This is a genomic window from Oculatella sp. FACHB-28, assembly GCF_014696015.1.
In the GTDB taxonomy this organism is placed as follows: domain Bacteria; phylum Cyanobacteriota; class Cyanobacteriia; order Elainellales; family Elainellaceae; genus JAAUTN01.
The window spans coordinates 72,856-93,807 of the sequence record NZ_JACJPJ010000067.1; the positions used below are offsets into that span (position 1 = coordinate 72,856).

Genomic DNA, 20,952 nt, shown 5'->3' on the forward strand with positions numbered 1-20,952 from the left:
AAACTGGTTAGCTGCCCGTGAGCTTCAATGATTTATTTGGCGATCGCCAGTCCTAGTTCAAAACTGTTGCCCAAAAATTGTCTAGTAGGGTGAGAAACTCTGTCCACCCAGGCGATGTTAAACCAAAGTAAACATTTGTAAACTAAGAATATAATCTCTGCACCTCACACCCTTATGGCAATCTCATTTGTCAATCACGCCCAAGAGTTGACCTACAACCGCACCTTAGACTACCTCAAGTCCAGCATGTTCAAGGACTCAATGCATGTCCTGGAAGACGAACCTAAGTTTAATCTGCTCTACAAAGAGACAACGCTGATTGAGGTAGAGGTGCTGCCCTGGGAGATTCACCCCTGGGAAGATTCGGAGGTGGCGATCGTCAGAGCCTCCAGCCATATCACCGTTGGCAGCACCGTAGATGCTGATTTGATTCAGTTTTTGCTATCCGAAAATCGCAAAATGCGGTTCGGTGCATTCCAGCTTGACGAAGCGGGACAAATCCTATTTGTCCACAGCATTTTGGGTGGTGAAAACATGGATTTGCTGGAGTTAGAAAGCTGTCTGCTGTCGGTGGCGGCGATCGCCACCCGCTACGACGACATCATCACCGCTACATCCCCATATTCCGCTTGAGCTGCTGCAATTCTTCTTCTGTTTCCCACTGTTGAAAGCTTTTTTCCAGCGGATCATACGCCGTAGAAGTACTGCTAAAGCTGTAATCTTGATTCCATCCAGCGGTTTGCCAACGTTGCTCAGCTTGCTGAGTGGCGCGGGTTGCCTGCGCTTCTGCCACTTTCGTCTGCACTTCCTTGCGCCGAAGCTGAATTTGCCGCTGTAGCTCGATGGTTTGCTTGCTGCGATCTTTGAGCACTTCCATTTGTCCCCAAAGCTGATTGCCTTGACTCAGTAGAGCCGCTTCCCTTTCTTCCGCAGGTTTTACTAAGTCAGTTCTTCCGGCATTTTTTGCCTTCTCAATCCGAATGTGCCAGCGCTGCACTTCCTGAGCCGTTTCCAGGATTTGATCTTGCAGCCGCTTTTCGCGCGATCGCAAATCTGCCAACAAGCGAACTGTTTCTTCTTCCTGCTCCCGCAATTTTTCTTCTAACGCTTGCAGTTCCAGATGCGGGTTGTTGCGTAGAAACTCCTCCAGCCGAGTTTCTAAAAACCGACTGAAATCCTCAAATACGCTCATTATCAGGAATCCCTTGCTAGCAAAACTGCCTCTTCATCCTAGCAAGCTACCCCTACTGAAACATAATTCCAATGGAGCAGAATAAACATCCATTCATGCATCCGAGAGTGCAATTTTTTCTCTGGGTTCGGTAGTAGCAGCTACAAACTTGTTATAACAATGGCGGCAAACTAATCCTCAAACTTACTCACCGTAACCTTTAAATCATCTATCTGGAGTTGCAACTTCGCTCACTTCGGAAATGTTTTGGTGTTGGAGGATCAGTTCTCCATCCGCGAAAACATATCCAAATGAGGCAATCCCAGACCAGCCAATATTTCTTGAAGGAGCGAAACCGCTGATGTTTTCTGATGCATTGCTTCTGGCACAAGTTGCCATTGAGGATTTGCCAAAATCAACTCAATTTCTAGAAACCTTTGTTGCAGAATCCTACTACTACTGGGCTTCTGTATTCATGCTGATTATCCATGCAGGTTTCCTTGCCTACGAAGGGGGAGCCTCCAGAACCAAAAACGTTTTGGCAACGATGGTCAAAAACTTGATCACGCTATCGAGCGTAGGTTTAGCGTTTTTCTTCTTCGGCTGGTGGGTTTACAATGCCTTTCCCCTATTTCCAGTCAGTGGCGGAATCTTAGGTCCGTGGACAAACCCAGAAGCCAGCGAAACCATCGCTGCAGCAATGCCCTACGTAGAGGCTTCCTACCCCTGGTCGCCAGCCCTTGGTCCTAACACAGCCGACCATATCACCGGAGTATTCTGGTTTGCTTTTGCGCTATTTGCTATGACGACTGCCTCCATCCTTTCGGGTGCGCTCATTGAGCGGGTCAAGATTGGTGCATACGTCGTCATGTCGATTGTCTTGGGAGGGTTCACCTGGGTTGTGGGAGCCGCTTGGGGTTGGAATTATTTTGGCTGGTTGTTTAACTCCTTTGGCTATCACGACTTTGGCTGCGCTGCCGTGGTACATGGAATCGCAGGTTTCTTCACGCTAGGCGTGTTGATCAACCTCGGTCCAAGAATTGGAAAATATGATGCTCAAGGAAATCCTCGACCCATTCTCCCGCACAACTTACCGCTAACAATGGTGGGGCTGTTACTCATCTTTGTGGGTTTCTATGCATTCCTCGCAGCTTGCTTAATTTTCTTACCCGGCTACTCTGCGGAGACAACTATTTATGGCACACCGATGACACTGGCATCGATTGGTGTGAATACCACTTTGGCACTAGCAGCAGGAATTATAGCTGCCTACATCTCCTCTAAAGCAGATCCGTTTTTCACCATTTCAGGCGGCTTAGCTGGCATCATTTCAGCAGGTGGCGGGATGGATCTCTACCATCCAGCTCTGGTTATTATCATTGCTTTCATCGGTGCCTTCATCATGCCGAAAGTGGCGCTTTTCGTCGAGAAAGCTGGCATTGATGATGCGGTAGGAGCCGTTGGGGTACATGCCTGGTCTGGACTATTTGGTTCTGTGGTTGTCGGCATTGCAGCGGCGGGCTTCCCTCAAGGAGAGTCAGTTCCAGCAATCAACTTGGGTGGACAAATTCTGGGTGCGTTTATCTGCACCGTTCTATTGGGCTTCATCCCGGGATACGGCACAAGTTGGATTCTAAAGAAGCTGAATCTACTGCGGGTCTCTCGTCAAGAAGAAATCGAGGGGTTAGATCTGTCAGATCTAGGCGTTGAGGGCTATCCAGAGTACGCCATGATGTCTTATGTGACGCAGCGAATACCTGCTCCAACTGCCGCAGCACGACCAGTTTCCGGTTCTACAGAGCTAGCGCCTGAGTAAGGAGGAATGAAAATGATTAGTCCATTTGAGACTTTTGAAGAGTTTTCTGCAGCAGAAGGTCCAATTTACACCTTTGCGAACAGTCCGGTTGTCATTGGTATTTTGCTGGTTATTTGTTTATTAATTTCGCTCTACTTTGTCTATGCTTCTTTTGTGATCAAGAAAGGAGTATCGACTGGACACAATCCCATGTTTTTGGGAATTGTCATTGCAACAGGCGCACTTTCACTGGCGGATCAGGTGTATGCCAATCATATGAGGGAGGGCAATCGCCCAACTGCCAGCATCACCCAGCCCGACAAACCTCACGCAAGCCGCAACTTTCAACCGCTTGCCCTATTGGGGTTAGTGAGTGGCGGAGCAGCAACCCGTCGCCGCAAAAATCGTCCTCACCCTTCTGCTGCTATTCGTAAGCGTAGAGTTCGCTAATTCTGTAAACCTGATTTACTTCTTTCTCACTAAAAGAATTAGGGATGCACCCCCGCGACGCGGGGGTGCATCCCTAATTCTTTAAAGGGAAGGAGGAAGGCAAAGCTTTCCTCCTTCTTTTTAGTTTAGGGAGTTGAAGTAGCCTGAGTCGTTGAGGAATTTCTTTGCTCAATCACCACCCTTTCCCCATAGTTCAGCAACGTATCTAAAACGGCTAGTCGGTTTTCCCAAGTGCTAATCCGATAGCTGTGGTTTAACGATTGCAAATACATCCACCGATTGAAATTAGAACGGAAGCTGTTCAACTGGGCTCTAGCCCGTTCTAACTTTTGTCGGGAGGGCTGATCCGCTAGCTCGTTGAGTGCTAGTTCCAGAGCTTCTGCCTCGGTGCGCCATTCCTCAAGCTGCTGGTCGCGCATCCAAAGCTGCCCGTTTTCTAGCAAATAGCTCCACTCTCGCTGCAAGGCGTTATATCGGGTTACTGCTGTGGCAAACGGCTGACGATAGGGAATGGGAGTATCAGTTTCGCCCTGAGTCCGGCTGAAAATGCCTTGCAGATTCTCGTTCAGATTCTCAACCGCAAATAGCGAATAGCCCCCGGCCGGTAGGTCACGCAAGGCCTGAATCTGGTCAAGGGCGGCCGACTCGGGCAGATTAAGCAGGCGAATTGCTGGCAATACCAGGATGGAACCTAGATCTGCGTCTGTATCTAGCCAGGGACCAGCCAGCCTTTGTAGACGGTTGGTGTCCATTGCATAACTCATCGGCACGATCAGATCAACGTCGCCACGCCGCGCCCAAACTTCCCAGTTTTGCTGAATCTTTTGCACCCGCTCATGTTCTGACATGGAAAAGACGGCAGCCGATAAAACCAGGTCAGGGTTGCGTTGCCTCAGTTGGCGGGCAGTATCTGCAACAAACGAATTAATCTGCTCAGTGCGAAAGTCTGTCCACCGCTGCCAAAGCTGGCGATCGCTGGGTGAAATCTCAACGGGGTCAACCCCTGTCAACCGCTGAAACTGCTGACGAGCAGCCAGTCCATAGCCATAGCTGCGACCAGCGCTAGGGTCTTGAAAGGGATAGCGAATGTAGTCAAGCTGCAAGCCATCCACGTCATAGCGCGTCACGATTTCATCATACAGGCGCAGCAAATATCGCCGCACCGCAGGGTTAGCAGGATCTAAAAAGGGTTTGCCCTGCCCCGGCGGAAACATACTGCCCCGGTTGTCATAATTTGCCCAATCGGGATGCGCTGAAATTACTGGACCGGGATAGTCTGCGGGTTGGTTGAGTAACGTGTTGTGCGGACGATTGCCTGCTGCAAACGCCCATACCCAGGCATGTAGCTCAATGTCACGTTCGTGCGCCAGATCAACCGCTTCTGCCAGGGGATCCCAATGACGGGTAAGTGGGTTTTGCTCAGGCGCAACGTCGCTGGGGTAAATGGGATAGCCCGCATTCACCGTTTCAAAGAAGACAGTATTAATTCCAGCGGCAGCGAGGCGATCAAAAATTTGCTCTAGTCCACGTCGCGAACCCGCTCGTACAATCGTGCCTCGGTCAAGCCACATAGCGCGAATTTCGGGCTGTGCTGAGGGGCGATCGGTGGGGAAGTTTTCCCACAAGATTTCTCTGGCTCGAAGCCACTGCCGTCGTGCAGTTGCATAGTCTCGTGCCGCAACAAGCTGAGGAAACTCTTCTAGAATTTGCTGCGCTTCACGCACCGTTTCATTGACCGATTCACCATTGCTAGACAGTCTCTCCGCAAGAACAGTGCTGTCGGCACTGGCAGTCAGCACAGGATTACTTCCAGCGCTATTCGTGGCAGCATCAACGTCTCTCAGACTGACGCTGCTGTTGGCTGAGTTTGCCGACAGCAAAGCACTTTCAAATCGACCAATCAGATTTTCTAGCTCCTGACGCATGGCGATCGCCTCTAGCGTCGTAATCGGCAAAGCGCTCATTTCAACCGGCACGCCTGCCGGGGCAACCTGCTCAGCCGGGTCTAAAGAGTTAGGAGTGACTGGACTAGGAGAAGGCGATCGCCCAGGTCGCGTGGGGTTAGGAGCCATCTCAGCAACAGGGGCGGCTGGAGCCTCTGTGCGAGATGAAAACTCGGCTGGAAAGTTAGCCTGATCGGGTTGATTAACGGCAGATGGGGCAGGAAGTGCTTCATCAGACATCGAGGCGACATCGCCATGACGACCCAGTGCCGCCCGCAACCAGGTGCTATCCAACGCAACTGAACCGGAGCTATCCCCGCCCCAGTGCCAGCCTAAAAAGGTGGTTCGCTCTGTAATCACCACCGCTGGAACCGTATCTCTGCCGCCCGTTGATTGGGAATGCTCAAACCAACCATTACCCGCAACATTCTTCCAGGTGGCGACCGTCTGACTCGACAACCCATCGGGAATAACGGCTGCTCCCAGGACAGAGCTTGATGTTTCCGCTTCATTCACCCATGCCTGGTTTGCGTCAGAAGTTGGCTCCAGTGCAGCAGGCTGCTCAAGCTGAAAGCCCCAGTAGGCTCCCAGGAGCGATCGCAACGCCTGCTGTACCCCATAAGACGAAGAGCTACCCACCGGGCCACTGACGATCAGCCTGCCGCCCCGATTCATCCAAGACTCTAAGGCCAAAAGCTGCGCCGACGTAATCGTCTGCACGTTCGGCAAGAAAATTACCGTAAAGCCTTCCAGGTCAGCAGCTCGCTGCACCTGCTGCAAATCGATCACCTGATAGGGCAGTTCTGCGGCTTGCAGCCGAGTTGTCACTTGATTCCACTGGGATGCATTGTCTTGACTGCGAACAACGCCCAGCGTGAGGGGCTGCGATCGCCGTGCCTGTGCTACACGAGAACTGGGTGCCGTCCCAGCCTGAACGCTCAACAACAGAGTAGGAGCATACAACAGAGTTCCAGATAAGGTTCCGGCTAAAACTCTCTTCCATCTGGCAGTACGATGGTTGCGCCGCGCTTGGGTTTGACGGAGCGGCTGACTAAAGCGATGAATCAATGAAACTTACTCCTCACGTCCAAATGCGGTCAACACCTTGCAGAAGCATGGCTAAATTCGTTGGCTTCCTGCGCTGGGAATCCATCTAAAACTCAATTGGGCTTTTGAAGATTGAGTTTTTAGATGGTGATCTGCAGGGCACGAATAGGGTCTTAGGCTTCAGTTAACTGATTGAACCAAATATGAAGTTGCTTAAAGGATGATCTCATATTTAGGCAACCGGTCTATCTGCTAAAAATACTGGATGGTGAACTAGTCCATACAAAGCCAGCCACAATCAGTGAAATTTGTGAGTAGCTTGGTGGTGGAGAAGTTATTTCAGGAAAGTCATAGTTGGATATGTCCCTGATACAAGATTTTACTGGGGTAGAAAGTTTTATCAGGAATCTAAGCGCTTGATTGCAGCAAAGTGAATAATTCTTTTGATTGTTCCCATTGCAGCAGAGTAAATAAGCCTTGAGCTACGTCGTCACTGATCCTACCGTCTCCACCTTGTGCTGAAAACCCTGCAACCTGTCGTTACATATAATCTTCACTTAGAGTAATCTTCACCTACCGCGCTTTGCGCTTGAGCAGGTTTAGTTTTTTGCTGTGCACCTTGCTGAGCGCAGCACACAGCAAAAAATTTGTAGCTTAGGCAATTGAAAAATCCTATGAAGGAATCAGTTCTGCCTTAAGTAAGAGGAATGGAGTAAAGCTTTGCGACTAGGGGTACAAAGCAAAGCCTCGTCATCCGGCATCACCACAAACTTACTCAATTCCCTCATTCACAGGGAATCGATCGATTAGCTGAATCGCTCGGTTAGCGTTGGCTCTCAGCGCACTGGGAAGGTGGGGAACATGGGGGATTTGGGAAAGAAAATCGAGGGTACGGCGGAAAATTCGAACGATGTCGCCTTCGTCCAGACTCGTGTTGGTGCAAAGCTCTGCCCACTCTACACCCAATGCCCACTGCTCGACCAAAGCAATCCATTCCAGCTCTAGCCAGACGGGTAGCGCAATCTGATAGCGCCGCTGAAGCTGAAAAAGCTGACGACGAATGCCTCGCAGTCCGCTGAGTGCTTCTTCAACGGTTGGCGAGAGATCATAGCGAATCCAATTGTCAGGACGCGATACCTCTGTGACTAAGGCAGCACAGGCAGTGGCCAGATGGTGAGGGTCTAAGTCGTCGAGTTCGCCGGATGCTAGAGCAAGCCCTAGCCAAAGTTCGTTGTCTCCCCGAATAGCAGCGGCGACCTGTCCCATGGGAGTGGGGGTAACTTCTTCGACACAGCCAAAGTGCCGCAAAATTTCTAGCAAGCTGAGAAATTCTTGCCAGTAGCGCTGGGATTGTTTGCCGAGTTTGCCCTGCCGATCGCCAATTTCATCCTGTATTCGCTCAATTCGGTGCTGCCGTTTGAGCAGTGCCGTTGGGTTACCCCATTCCTGTGCCGGGTGACTTTGAATCTGAGCCTCAACCATTTGAACTCGCTCTAGCTGTGCCTGGATTTCGGGGGCAACGTCAAGCATAGAGGGGGGTTGGGGAATTTTGGTGGCGATCGCCTCTGTTTCCTCATTGCCACTGCGGCTCTGCCCCGGTTTAGGTGGCATTTCAGCGGGTGGGTTGAGGTGGTCTACGCCTGCCAATCGGGGAAATTCACCGTGCAGCCGGACCACATCAGCAACCGTAACCACATACCAGCGATTGTCTTTACCCAGGCAAACCAGGTAGGGAAACTGACCTGCCCCAGGCACTTTGGTGACTAGCACCGCAGGCAAGGGAGACGACACGGGGACGTGTTTTCCCTTGAGGCTGAGAACCGTTCCGGCGATCGCAAAGGATAGCGCTGTGCCAAGCTCACTTGCCTGCACTTCCTGCGCCTGCTGCTGCAAAATTTTGAGCAAACGGCGTTCTTCTTTTAGCCGTTCCTGAAGTTTTTCGTAGTTGGCAAGCAGAGTGCTATCAAAGGCGGCTAGCTGAGCCTGATGGTGTTCTAGCTCAGCAAAAAGGTCAGCGATCGCCTGCTGCTGGGGCTTCAGGTGTAGCGTTGCCAAATATTGCCCAAAACTGCGCTCGATCAGGTCTTTTGCTTCTCCCAGAGTGTGCGTTTGCAGCAGATTTAGCACCATGCCATAGCTGGGCGTAAATTGGCTAATTAGCGGGTCTGCCCCTGATGTCGCCAGATAAGCCGCTTCAGATGCGCCTTCAAAACGGGTTTGCACCGTCACCACATGTCCCAATTCATCCATGCCGCGTCGTCCTGCCCGTCCTGCCATTTGCAGAAACTCGGAAGCGTTGAGCAGACGATGACCACGATCGGTACGTTTTGACAGGCTGGAAATAACCGTGGTACGGGCAGGCATGTTAATTCCGGCAGCCAATGTCTCGGTGGCAAACACAACCTTGATTAGCCCTTGCTGAAACAGTTCTTCAACTAAACCTTTCCAGGCTGGCAAAATTCCGGCGTGGTGAGCTGCGATTCCGCGATATAGCGGCTCGATCTGCCCGCTACGACCGGCTTCTGGGTTGCGATGCAGGAAGCTATCAATTTGGGTTTTGAGCGCTTGTGCCTCTGCCTCATTCACCAGCGACATTTGCTGTAGCTCGTTGACGGCAGCATCGCATCCCTTGCGGCTAAAGATAAAGTAAATAGCAGGCAGCATATCTCGCTGCTGAAGCTGGCTGACAACATACGCCAAACTAGGAGTATCCTGCCGTCCTCGTTGTTTGCCTCTGTGCTTAAGGTTGGGGTTAATGCTCTTCTGGTTACGATTGAGCAGCGGGAACAGCCCTTTGGGGTTGCAGAAGTGAAACTGCAACGGAACTGGGCGGAAGTCTGAATAAATTAGCTCGGTTGGTCCGTGAACGCGATCGATCCAGTCGGTGAGCTGATCGCTGTTGGCAACGGTGGCAGACAGGGCAACAAGCTGGACTTCGGGTGGACAGTAAATTACAGATTCTTCCCAGACCGTCCCGCGTTGGCGGTCGTTCATGTAGTGGCATTCGTCCAGCACGACTGCTTCTACATGAGTGAGGGAAACGCCAACTTCACCAATTGGCGTACCGTAAAGCATGTTGCGGAAAATTTCAGTGGTCATCACCACAATGGGGGCATCCCGGTTGACGGAGACATCTCCAGTCAGCAGCCCGACTTGTTCCGCACCAAAGCGATCGCGAAAGTCTCGCAATTTCTGATTTGACAAGGCTTTGAGTGGCGTAGTGTAAAACACTCGCTTACCCTGCTCTAGCGCCCGATGAATTGCATACTCACCAATTAACGTTTTCCCAGAACCCGTAGGCGCACACACAACAACCGATCGCCCCTCGTTTAGGGCGACGATCGCTTGCTTCTGAAAGTCATCCAGCTCAAACGGAAATAATGTTTCTAGATCAAGTTCAACAGAGTTTTGAAAATTCACTGGCTCAAGTTCCGGCACAGTATGGCAAAGAAATAAGGTGGGGCGATCGCAAAATTGCGTTCTTAACTTATATCAATTCATCTCAATGATGACATTCTCTAGAGACTTCCTCCAAAAGTGCATACTTAAACAAAGGATTCAGATTAATCAGTCTTTACCCTCAACTTCCCACCTGCACAATTCGCCACGCCTGCTCGATCGCCCTCTCTGAGAAGCCCAGTTCGACCAAAAGCTGTTTTGCCTGAGCCAGTGTGATGTTTTGAGTTGCTAGGAAATGCGATCGCGCCGTCACTTTAGCCCATTCCTGCAGTTCGGGGGAAAGGATCTGCGCGTGAGCGGAGCTACTAGACGGCAGTTTTGGAAGGTTTTGGTGATCGGAAGTTGCTGCCAGCAGAATCAGAAGGCACTGAAGCACCTCTCTTTGCATTTGAGTCAGCTTCAGATCTGAGGAAAGCGGAACTTCTACACCTGTGTTTCCCAAAGTTGTCGTGTCAGGTTCATTAGCCTGCAAAGCAGATTCATTAGCCTGGACAGAAGGATTTGCAGCATCCATAGGCGCTTCTTGCTGCGGCTTCCGAGTTGCCAACCCACCTGCAAAGCCACCTAAAACCATACCCGTCCAGAGCCCGGTAAAGCTGCCCTGCCACGCGGCTCCGGGAGTGACCCAGGCTTCACAGATGTTTCGCAAGCTCCAGGGTTGAGTTTGACAGCGCTGGGTCTGAGCGTTGACACTCATCTGTCCACCGATCAAAAAGCCAAACGCTCCCGATGCCAAAGCCACAAAGGTACAGATCAAGGTTCGCTGAGTGGGCAGGGGCACCTTTTCTCTCCTGATGACGCTGGATTGATTTTAGCGGTTCTATCTTAAACCATCTCATCGCCATATCAGCCGTGCGATGCACGACTGACATAGCACACATCCATTTTGCGTTTATCTGAATCAGCCTGTGTTTCTCATGCCAGCGGCAATCCCGTTGATGGTGAGTAGTGCGCCGCGCAGCAGTTCGCCCCGACTATAGCGAGAGCGAATCACACCGGAAGCTGCATGGGTTTTGTGCTGCCGCAGACGCTTGAGCAGAGAGACTTGCAGGAAGCCTAACGGTACGATGGTGCCATTGCGAAGCTGGACCGATCGCTGAAGCTCAGGGTCGCCATCTAGCAGACGCTTATGTCCGGTGATAGTCAGAACCAAATCGCGGGTGAGGTGAAACTCAGTAGCGATTTGCTCAAACACCTGTTGGAAGCGATCGCGATCTTCAGGATGAGTCAACTCTCGCACATAGTGACTGGCGATTTGCAAATCCACCTTAGAGAGGGTCATCTCACACTTAGAGATCACCATTTTGAAGAAGGGCCACTTGTAGTAGAAGTAGCGCAATAGCTTCAGGTTTTCCTCAGGTTCTTCTGCTAAAAAGGACTGAATTGCCGTGCCTACGCCGTACCAGGAAGGCAGCAAAAAGCGAGTCTGCGTCCAGCTAAATACCCAGGGGATTGCCCGTAGGCTAGACAAATCCTTTTTGCCGCCACGCCTTGCCGGGCGAGAACTGATTTGCAGTTGGCTAATTTCTTCGATCGGGGTGACCTGATGGAAGAAGTCAATAAAATCGGGCTGTTCGTAGATTAAATTGCGGTAGTGAGAACGCGATCGCGCCGCGATTTCTTCCATAATTTCGTGCCAGGGCTGAATATCATCAAAGCCGTTTCGCAGCACGCTAGCCTGAATCACGGCAGTGGCGATCGTTTCCAGGTTATACAGCGCCAGTTCTGGCAGATTGTACTTAGAGGCCAGCACTTCGCCTTGCTCAGTGATCTTGATTCGCCCATCAATACTGCGTCCGGGCTGCGCCAAAATCGCTTCATAGGCTGGACCGCCACCCCGACCTACAGAACCGCCCCGTCCATGAAAGATGCGTAAGGAGATGTCATAACGCTCAGCCACTCGCTGTAATGCTTGCTGCGCCTTGTGAATTTCCCAGTTGCTGCTAAGAAAACCAGAATCCTTGTTGCTGTCAGAGTAGCCCAACATCACTTCTTGCAGCGACAGCGGCTGGGTTGCCGGAGCTGAGCTTTCTTCTCCTTCTTCATTCTGCTTGTAGCCCCCCGACAGATAGGATCGGTAGAGCGGCAACTCAAACAGATGTTGCATTACACCTGGGGCTCGCTGCAAGTCTTCAACTGTCTCAAATAGCGGCACGACCTGAAGACTACCCGATCCGGTTGAGGGATCGTAAAGTCCAGCTTCTTTAGCAAGCAGCAGCACTTCCAGCAGGTCGCTAACGTTGTGGCTCATGCTGATGACGTAAGTTTGGCAAATTTCTGCTCCAAACTCTTGATGCAGCTTTCGCACCATGCGGAAGGTTTTAATCGTTTCGCAAGTCTTTTCAGAAAAGGGCAGTTCCGTTGGAATGAGGGGGCGACGGGTTTGCAGTTCGGTCGCTAGCCAGAGCGATCGCTCCTCCTCCGACAACTCGTTGTAAGCGCGAGGCAAAATCTGTAGATAGTTGCCGATTTCATCCAACGCATCCGAGTGGCGTGAGCTTTCCTGACGAATATCCAGATAAGCCAGGTTAAACCCGTAAATTTCCACCTGACAGATTAAATTTTCCAGATCCTTGCAACTTAGCCCCGTCTCCTCCAGGTTGCGCTGGATCAGCCGCAGTTCTGCCAGAAAATCTGTACCAAAGCGGTAAATTGCAGCCGGGTTGATTTCTGGAATTTCATCCTGGAAACAGTCGCCTTTATAAAGCTGAAGGCTGCGATCGCGCGTATTCTCTAGGCGTTTTTGAATGTAAGCCAGCTTTAGCCGATAGGGTTCCTGCCGATAGCGAATTGCCAGCTCATCGTACACCTCTGGCATCTGCATCTGGTCTTGCTCCAGCGACTCCAGCAGATCTGGCAAAACATCACTCCAGTGCAGGGACAGACTCAACAAATTCGTCAGTTGCTTGATCGACTGAACATACTTCTCCAGTACCAGATTGCGCTGATAGCAAGCTGTCTTCCAGGTGATTTGTGGAGTGACAGAAGGATTTCCATCTCGGTCAGAGCCAACCCAGGAGCCAAACTTGCAGAAGTTATAGCTAGGCGGCCGTAACCGTGGAAAAGTAGTGTGCAGCGCATGGCGAAACCGCCGATAGAGTTGGGGAATCGCATCAAACAGCACTTCCTGGAAATAGTGCAGCGTGTAGTCTACTTCATCCAGGACCGTCGGCTTAAACTGGTGCAACTCATCCGTGCGCCACCACAGGCGAATTTCCTCGGTCAACTGTTCACGTAGGGTCATCGCTTCCCATGAAGACGCTACCCCAAATGCCTGTAGACCCTCTTCTGCCTGGTCAAGCTGCCGCAAAATTTTAGCAATGCGTCGCTGTTTGTCGCGAATGGTATGACGCACAATTTCGGTCGGGTGAGCCGTGAAAACGAGCCGAATATCTAAATTGTCGATCAGCCGCTGGATCTGCTGAGGCGGCACATTGAGCTGCCTCAGTTTTGGGAATAGCCCCTGGAGACTGGCAGATTCTCGCCGTGAGGAAATTTCTTGCAGGCTCTTCTCTAACAGGTCTGCCTGGGGTCCACCACTTTTCGTTTCATCGGCTTGTGGCAAAAGAGAGGATTCGGCAGCAAAACCCGGAATCGTCTCTCTAGCGCCATTGGCATTTTCATAAGCGGCTCGATATTGCTGTTGCTGTCCGCGCTGCTCATAGTGTTGCTCAACGATGTTGATTAACTGAAAGTAGAGCGCAAAGGCCCGAGCAGCCCGAATTGCTTCATTCAAATCAAGCTTTTCGACGACCTTTAAAGCTTCAGATTCGACGGACTCGGGAGCTTGTCCTTCGGGGGAGCACATGTCCCGCAGCTGGCGCAGCAGATCGACAAGCTGCTGACCGCATTCTTGCAAGAGAACAGCCTCCCACAAATCTTCTACGACCTTGAGGCGATGACGTAGAAACAGATCTGAAGTAGAGGTCAGCGCAACGGGCTGTTCTGCCTTTGATTCTGTTGCTGTGCCGGAACTAAAAGCATCATCAGATGAGTGGAGTGTTGAACTCATAGTCTGTCCTGGCAAGAATACTCGATAATTCTATGGGTTTTAGCGGGATAAATTCTAGTTTTTCAGCATAAGAAACGGCATACGCCATTTTCCGAAATAAGTTAATCCTGAATTCGGAGGATTGAACTCAACAGCTTGTTGCATCAAAAGCTAATCCAAGCCTGACAGCAGATTCTTCAGGCTTGGCAATCCCAACTGTGTCAATACTGACCGATCGCAGATTTAGACTTCTGTTACATCTACGTCAGATTTATCTGCAGTAGTAGAAAAGTCAAGCACAGGCAATCGATCGCCCCGAAACACCTCTTCGCTTGCCTGTCCTAGATCTTGCATCAACTCAGCCAGTGCTTTACCTGCTAATAGACCGACTAGTAAAGGTGCTGTAGCTAACCCAAGCAAAAGTTCTGAAGAAATTTTAAGGTTCAACATATTATTATCTAAGCCAACTGTTTATCAGAGGAAGAATGGTCAAGGAAAGATTTGTGGGCGATCGCAAGTTAGTCTACGAAATAGTCAACGAAGTTGATCGACTGGAGTTAATCTGCTGAGTTTACAAAAATTGCATTCTCAATTGCATTCTCCAAGATTCTGAAGCGTGATCGATAAGATCAGACTAGATAGCAAAGCAAAACCTCTATTCAAGGCTTGGGAATCGGACTGTAGAAAACTCAAGGAGAGAAGAGTTGGTGCTCAAGCGACTGGAACTACAAGGTGTAGTTAAACCTATGCTAGAACATTGCCAAAAGTTGAGATTACTGAATGGAGCACAGCTTCACAACAATTCTGCAACAGACCAGGCTTCACGGGGGTTTAGCGGTACTAGAGCGGTACAGATTTCGTGGCTCGGTCAGTTGAGAACTGTTGAATTGACCTGCGTGAGAGTATGCTATCCCTGAGAGCAAGATTATTAGAAGTTTTGAATCGGTTAAGACTAGTAAGACTAACGTAACGTTCTGATGGCACATCCAGTAGACGCATCTCGTTCAAAAGGGCGATCGCCCCTGGCTCAGTGGTTTCATCAGACGATTGAGATCCCAGTTCGGACTCAGTTTCGGCTGCGGGGCAACAGTCTCTATATTCTCTGTGAAGGATTGCCTCAGACCGAACGAATAGACACCCTAATTCGCCTGGTCAAATCGCTCAAACACACCGACCTGAACAAGCTGGTTCCAGTTGATCAGCCGCAAATTTACCAAATCTCACTGGATGGTCGAGTTGCAGGACAAAATCGCCCTGAATGGACGTTTACGATTCATCTCAATCAGCTTGACCAGCATCTTGAAGCGCTACTAGCAGAAAAGTATCCCCCTGCCCCAGAAAGCCCTCCCGAAGAGCAGCATCCCTCTCAACCCGTCCCCCTAGAACCTGCTCCTGTTGTTCCTGAATTTTCGACGCTGCCCAGCAAGCTGGCTGAGCCAGTTCGCAAGTCCTCCGCTGCCAAATCTAGCCCAGACTCAGGCTCAGGAATATCAGGGCGAACTTCGACGGTCTTGAAGCCACCCGTTTCTGCTGCAAAGCGTTCGGCGATCGCCATTTCAAATCGCAGTCTAGCTAAGCAAGGACAACCTGATGCGATCGCCCGCTATTTAAGCGAAACCCTCAGTGCTCAGGGGATTGCAGTCAAAGTTCACGTTAAAGCCAGCCCTTACTCCAGCCGTGCCGCCACTTCCATTCCTGCTGCAGTGACGGCAATTCCGGCTCACCCTGCCCAGCGACTCTGGATTACCTGTGAAGCGGCTTACAGTCCTTCTCCTTCCCTCATTGCCGAACCAATCGCCAAACTACTGCGAGACTTGCAGCTAGAAGGATATCGAGATGCGCTGACCAGCATTCAGGTGCAGGGAGAAGCGAAACCAGATTGGGTCTTGCGCGTAGACCTGACTCCGCCCGAAGAAATGCTGCGAGAGTGGGCGCGCTGGGGAGACGTCGAGGCGATAACCCGACTGGTTAATCGGGCGCTGGTAGAGTCAAACATTCACGTTGCGACGGCTTCGCTAAAAGAGGCAACGCTGCATCTGTCTTTCAGCTATTCTGAGAAGTCTCAGGCGGCAGTTGGCGAAACGGCTCCCAGCCAGGAAGCGATTAATGCGACTGTTGGACCCCTGTTAGCGACTCTTGCCCCTCAAGGCATTCACGCTGTGACAGTTTATGGTCAGGTGCCAGGACAGGAGGCTCCTGCCTGGGTCAATTGGCTAAATCTGCCTGCGGCGGAGCATCCTGCCCTGGCTGAATCAACGCTTGATCTGGCTAAGCAAGGCGATCGCCCCGCAATTGCATTTTTGCTCAGCCGCTTGCTCAACCCCGATTTAGACCAGCAACTTGCGACGGGCGGCATTCGGCTCCAGGTTCTGCTCAAGCAAGATCTGCTGCACATCATGAGCGATGCCCCGGTTTGCCCACAGCAGCAACAGGTTGGCTCAGCGATCGCTCGTTTCCTGCGTCCGTTAGAAATTCCTGGCATCACCGGAGTGCGTGTCTATGGACGGCGATCAGGGCAAAAGCGCCCGCGCTGGAGCTATGGGGCTGACTTTAATTTGCGCGATCGCCTGGTGCCCGAAGCGGCTCCAGAGTTTGCTGCAACCGATGCGTATGTAGGCGACCTGATTACCCGTTCCGACGACTTGATCATCCGTCCCGACCTGACCCCGACGGATATTCAAACCGCCTGGACAAAGCTACGTCAGGAAGCCGTTCATGCCATTCAGCAGACACTCCTGCGCTCTCAGTTTTTCATTCCTCAAGAGGGCGCAGCGCTGCATGACACCAGCCCAGCCCGGCAAGTTGGCATTGCCCTGGTTTGGGGAGCGGTCGGCTTACTGTTGATGGTGCAGGCAGACTGGATGCTAGGTCGAGTCCTGCAATCGGCTCCTGCGTCTGTTGTAGAAGCGCGATCGCCCGAATTACTTGAATCCCCAGCCCTTCCCGTTACGCCCCCCGTTGCCGCATCTCCTACTGCTGTTCCTCCTGCATCTAATCTGCCAACTGTGGCTGTTGACGCACAAGCGGATGCAGCAGAACCTTTACCTGAAGCAGGCGAAGATGCTGAGAACCAAGATGCTCAGAATATTTTTGATACTTCCAGCTTTGTCAGTGCAGCAACCCAAGCTAACCCTGAATCAATCGAGCCGAACCGTTTACCCAATGACTTACCCAGCAATGGGTCAGCTAACCTACCCAGTAGCGATCCAGCCCCATTGATTAGTCCAGACATGGCGCTAACCTTTGCGGATGGTTCACCCTACCCCACCTTCAACAGTCAACAGTTTGACCAAAAGATTGCGCTTTATCATCAGCGGTTGGTCGAATCTGGCCCACCTGATGTTTTGGTGATTGGCAGCTCTAGAGCATTGCGAGGAGTTGATCCGGAAGCACTGCGGCGATCGCTTGCAGAACTCGGCTACTCCGACATCGAAGTGTTTAACTTTGGTGTCAATGGCGCAACTGCTCAGGTGGTCAACCTGATTCTTCAGCAAATGCTAACCCCAGACCAATTGCCCAAACTAGTGTTGTGGGCAGATGGCGCTCGTGCGTTCAACAGCGGCGGCGTTGATGTCACCTACGACGGAATTGTTGCCTCAGAAGGCTACCGCCAGATGGTCAGCGGCGCTTTGCCCAGCCCGACCTCTAGCAGCTATCGATTTGCGGGTAACGGCATTGGAGCCACACCGCAGACAGGCGGCATTGCTGCAACCCTGACCGCAAACTATCAGGCATTTGACCGCTGGCTCAGTCAGCGAGTAGGAACCGTTTCGACCGTTTATCAGGAACGCGATCGCCTCAAATCTCTCTTTCAACAGCAGGTCAGCACCCTCCTGCCAGAACCCGAACCCACTACAGCCATTGGGGTGATGACCGAAACAGAACCCCTGGGAGGGGAGCAGCAAAACAGCCCTCAAACCGCAAATGCCGATTCTCAAGGGCTGATGGATTTTGATGGCTTCTTACCCCTTTCCATTCAATTTAATCCAGCCACCTACTACCAGGAATATGCCAGAGTTCCTGGAGACTATGACAACGATTACGAATCCTTTAGAATTGCGGGCAATCAGGCAGAAGCACTGCAATCCCTGCTGCAATTCACCCAATCACGCAGCATTCCGATTGTTTTTGTCAATTTGCCCTTATCTCAGGAGTATCTCGACCCAGTTCGGGCAGGCTACGAGCAAGAATTTAAGCAGTACATGCTAGAGCTATCTGTGTCTCAACCCGGATTCATCTTCCGAGATCTGGGACAACTCTGGCTAGAGCAACATGCTTACTTTTCTGACCCCAGCCACCTCAACCGCTATGGAGCTTATGAAGTCTCTAAGCGACTTGCCCAAGACCCACTCATTCCCTGGGCAAACCCTGCACAAGCCTTAGAGTAAAAAATTGGCGTTGCTTAATCCAGGTATGAATTTTAGTGGAAGTGCCGTGCGACATTCCCACTAAAATTCATGCTTCAAATCAGCAGTACTCACAAAATCAACATATTTGCTGGCGCAATCCACTCTACACCGATGCTTTTGGGTCAGTTTGTGGAACCCTAAGCAGTGAGGTAGTCAGCATGAATGGTATGAGTGAAGTTCAGCGGACTGAGCAAGCATGGCAACAGCCAGAGGCAAAAACTCAAGAAGAGGGGCGCTACCCCAATACCCTTCATGAAGCAGCATTGCGTCAGGAAGCCAGATTTCGATCGCTCATTGCGAATATTCCAGGGGCTGTCTTTCGCTGTTTGCAGAATCCAACCTGGAAGACAGAATTCATCAGCGACGTAATCGAGGAAATTTCTGGCTATCCGGCTTCTGATTTTGTTGATGATCGGGTGCGATCGTTTGCCAGCATCGAACACGCCGAAGACACGCCTCGCATCAGTCAACTGGTGCAGCAGAGCTTGCAGCAACGACAGCCCTACGAAGTGGAATACCGCATCATTCGACCAGACGGTAGCATTCGTTGGGTTTATGAAAAGGGGCGGGGAGCCTGGGATGAAGCGGGCAACCTGATGTGGTTAGACGGAATTATCTTTGACATCACTCAGCAAAAACAGGCAGAAGCAGAACTGATCCTGAAAAATGCAGCGCTAGAACAGGCACGATGGGAAGCCGAAACCGCAAACCGGGCAAAGAGTGATTTCCTTGCCACGATGAGCCATGAGATCCGTACACCCATGAATGCGGTGATCGGCATGACTGAACTGCTGCTGGATACCAACCCAACCCCTCAGCAACAAGATTTTATCGCCACCATTCGCAACAGTGGTGAAGCGCTATTGGGCATTATTAATGACATTCTTGATTTCTCTAAAATTGAGTCTGCCAAGCTCGACCTGGAGGAAAATCCGTTTGATTTGCGGACTTGTGTTGAGAGCGCGCTAAATCTGCTGGCCCCTAAAGCGATCGAAAAAGGGCTGGAGCTCGCCTACCTGATTGACCCACAGGTGCCTGAGGTGATTGTGAGCGACGTAACGCGACTGCGTCAAATTCTAGTGAACCTATTGGGCAATGCCGTCAAGTTTACGGAAAAGGGAGAGGTGACAGTCTCGGTGGTTGCTCGTCCGCTACCTAACACGTCCTCGTCAGACAGCGATCCATCTCTGACAACCTATGCTCTCCGTTTTGCAGTCAAGGATACAGGCATTGGTATTCCTTCAGATCGGTTGCCTCGCCTGTTTAAGCCCTTCAGCCAAGTTGACTCTTCGATTAGCCGCACGCATGGGGGAACGGGCTTAGGGTTGACGATCAGTCAGCGCTTGAGCGAGATGATGGGCGGCAGAATTTGGGTAGATAGTGTGTTGGGCAGCGGTTCTACATTCTATTGTGCGATTCGAGTCAAGGCGATCGCCCCCAACCCGGCTCAGTCACCCGCCCCTACGCCTCTCGCTCAAAAGCGACTGCTAATTGTAGAAGACAATTCAACCAATCGGCAAAACCTGACCCTTCAGGCAAGAGCTTGGGGCATGAGTGTTTGTGCGGTTGCGTCAGGGCTAGAGGCTCTGGCTTCGCTTAGTCAGGGAAGGCAGTTTGATGTGGCAATTTTAGACAGTCAGTTGCCAGAGATCGATGGCTGGGCTCTTGCGGGTGTCATACAACAGCAGTTTCAAAATCAGTTGCCGCTGCTGTTGATGACGACAAGCAAGCCAATGGAGGGATGGGAAACAACGGTCGAGTGTGCCGCTATGCTGAACAAACCGATTCAACAGGCTCAGCTTTATCAGGCGTTAGTCAACGTTTTCACTGCGACAGATGAGTCGGCTCAGATCGACAAAGCGGTTCTATTAGAGCCGATTCAGCGATCGCCTCAACATTCACTCCGAGTCTTGGTGGCAGAGGACAATCTGGTCAACCAAAAAGTGATTTTGCATTTGCTAAAGCGGTTGGGATATCAGGCAGATATTGCCAACAACGGACTCGAAGTCTTAGATGCGCTATCTCGGCAACTCTACGATCTGGTGTTGATGGATGTGCAGATGCCAGAGATGGATGGGCTGATGACCACGGAGCAAATTCGCCAGCGCTGGTCAGCTGCGCAGCAACCTTACATCATTGCGATTACGGCTAATGCTATGCAGGGCGATCGCGAAGCTTGTTTGACCGCAGGCATGAATGATTACATCAGTAAACCTATTCGGAATGAGCAGCTAGTTCAGGCTTTGCAGCAGTGCCATCTCTATGTTGAGGCGATCGCCCCAATTTCCCTTGCCTCTGAGCAATCCACCCATCTTCCGACTTCGCTGAAGCTGTCTACAACAATTGATGAACCTGCTCTAGAAGCCTTGTGTAGCGAAGCAGGCGATCCAGACTTACTGGTAGAGCTAGTGAATTGCTATTTGATAGAAGCTCCTAAACTGTTGGAGAAGATCCAGAAGGCGATCGCCCAAAAAGATGCGATCGTGCTCCGTCATGCGAGTCACACGCTCAAGTCTAGTAGTGCAACCCTGGGTGCAATTCGGCTGCCCAAGCTGTGTGCAGAATTAGAGAAACTTGCTCGTCAGGGTACCACAGAAAACACAGAAGCTCAGCTTGTACAGCTTATCTCTGAGTACAGAAGAGTCTCAATTGCGCTCCAGTTAAAGACCAGAGAGGATTGATGCTCA

The 20,952-nt window shown here is 51.2% G+C and carries 11 protein-coding genes; 5 read left to right on the forward strand and 6 right to left on the reverse strand.

What is annotated here, in order from left to right:
• Window positions 1-174 precede the first annotated feature (174 nt).
• Complete coding sequence (locus H6F88_RS15115; protein ID WP_190643581.1) at window positions 175-633, forward strand: hypothetical protein; 459 nt, start codon at window positions 175-177, stop codon at window positions 631-633.
• Here H6F88_RS15115 and H6F88_RS15120 read toward each other — a convergent pair.
• A complete protein-coding gene (locus H6F88_RS15120; protein WP_190643582.1) occupies window positions 611-1,192 on the reverse strand; it encodes a TIGR04376 family protein in 582 nt (193 codons plus the stop codon). The two genes, H6F88_RS15115 and H6F88_RS15120, sit on opposite strands and share 23 nt — an antisense overlap.
• A gap of 340 nt (window positions 1,193-1,532) precedes the next feature.
• Between H6F88_RS15120 and H6F88_RS15125 the strand changes: the two genes are divergently transcribed.
• Together H6F88_RS15125 and H6F88_RS15130 are read left to right on the forward strand one after the other, a co-directional pair.
• Complete coding sequence (locus H6F88_RS15125; RefSeq protein WP_190643583.1) at window positions 1,533-2,987, forward strand: ammonium transporter; 1,455 nt, start codon at window positions 1,533-1,535, stop codon at window positions 2,985-2,987.
• A gap of 12 nt (window positions 2,988-2,999) precedes the next feature.
• Window positions 3,000-3,416 carry a hypothetical protein gene (locus H6F88_RS15130; RefSeq protein ID WP_190643584.1) on the forward strand — a complete coding sequence of 139 codons (417 nt, stop codon included), beginning with the start codon at window positions 3,000-3,002 and terminating at the stop codon, window positions 3,414-3,416.
• Window positions 3,417-3,541: 125 nt separating this feature from the next.
• Here the strand turns inward: H6F88_RS15130 and H6F88_RS15135 are convergent, their stop codons facing one another.
• From H6F88_RS15135 to H6F88_RS15155, 5 genes are all read right to left on the reverse strand, one after another.
• Window positions 3,542-6,427, reverse strand: coding sequence for a family 10 glycosylhydrolase (locus tag H6F88_RS15135; protein WP_199333621.1), 2,886 nt, complete (start codon window positions 6,425-6,427; stop codon window positions 3,542-3,544).
• A 750-nt stretch (window positions 6,428-7,177) separates the two neighbouring features.
• Window positions 7,178-9,826, reverse strand: coding sequence for a DEAD/DEAH box helicase (locus H6F88_RS15140; protein ID WP_190643585.1), 2,649 nt, complete (start codon window positions 9,824-9,826; stop codon window positions 7,178-7,180).
• A gap of 160 nt (window positions 9,827-9,986) precedes the next feature.
• Entirely contained in the window at window positions 9,987-10,646 is a 660-nt protein-coding gene (locus H6F88_RS32665; protein WP_199333622.1) for a hypothetical protein, read from the reverse strand.
• A 120-nt stretch (window positions 10,647-10,766) separates the two neighbouring features.
• A complete protein-coding gene (ppc, locus tag H6F88_RS15150; protein ID WP_190643586.1) occupies window positions 10,767-13,877 on the reverse strand; it encodes a phosphoenolpyruvate carboxylase in 3,111 nt (1,036 codons plus the stop codon).
• Window positions 13,878-14,099: 222 nt separating this feature from the next.
• Window positions 14,100-14,306, reverse strand: a complete 207-nt coding sequence (locus H6F88_RS15155; protein ID WP_190643587.1) for a hypothetical protein — start codon at window positions 14,304-14,306, stop codon at window positions 14,100-14,102.
• 527 nt (window positions 14,307-14,833) lie between these two features.
• On the opposite strand from H6F88_RS15155, the gene H6F88_RS15160 reads away from it, so the two are divergent.
• Window positions 14,834-18,244 carry a DUF1574 domain-containing protein gene (locus H6F88_RS15160; protein ID WP_190643588.1) on the forward strand — a complete coding sequence of 1,137 codons (3,411 nt, stop codon included), beginning with the start codon at window positions 14,834-14,836 and terminating at the stop codon, window positions 18,242-18,244.
• A gap of 35 nt (window positions 18,245-18,279) precedes the next feature.
• Window positions 18,280-20,946: a PAS domain-containing hybrid sensor histidine kinase/response regulator gene (locus H6F88_RS15165; protein WP_190643589.1), complete on the forward strand. Its 2,667-nt coding sequence runs from the start codon at window positions 18,280-18,282 to the stop codon at window positions 20,944-20,946.
• Window positions 20,947-20,952 lie beyond the last annotated feature (6 nt).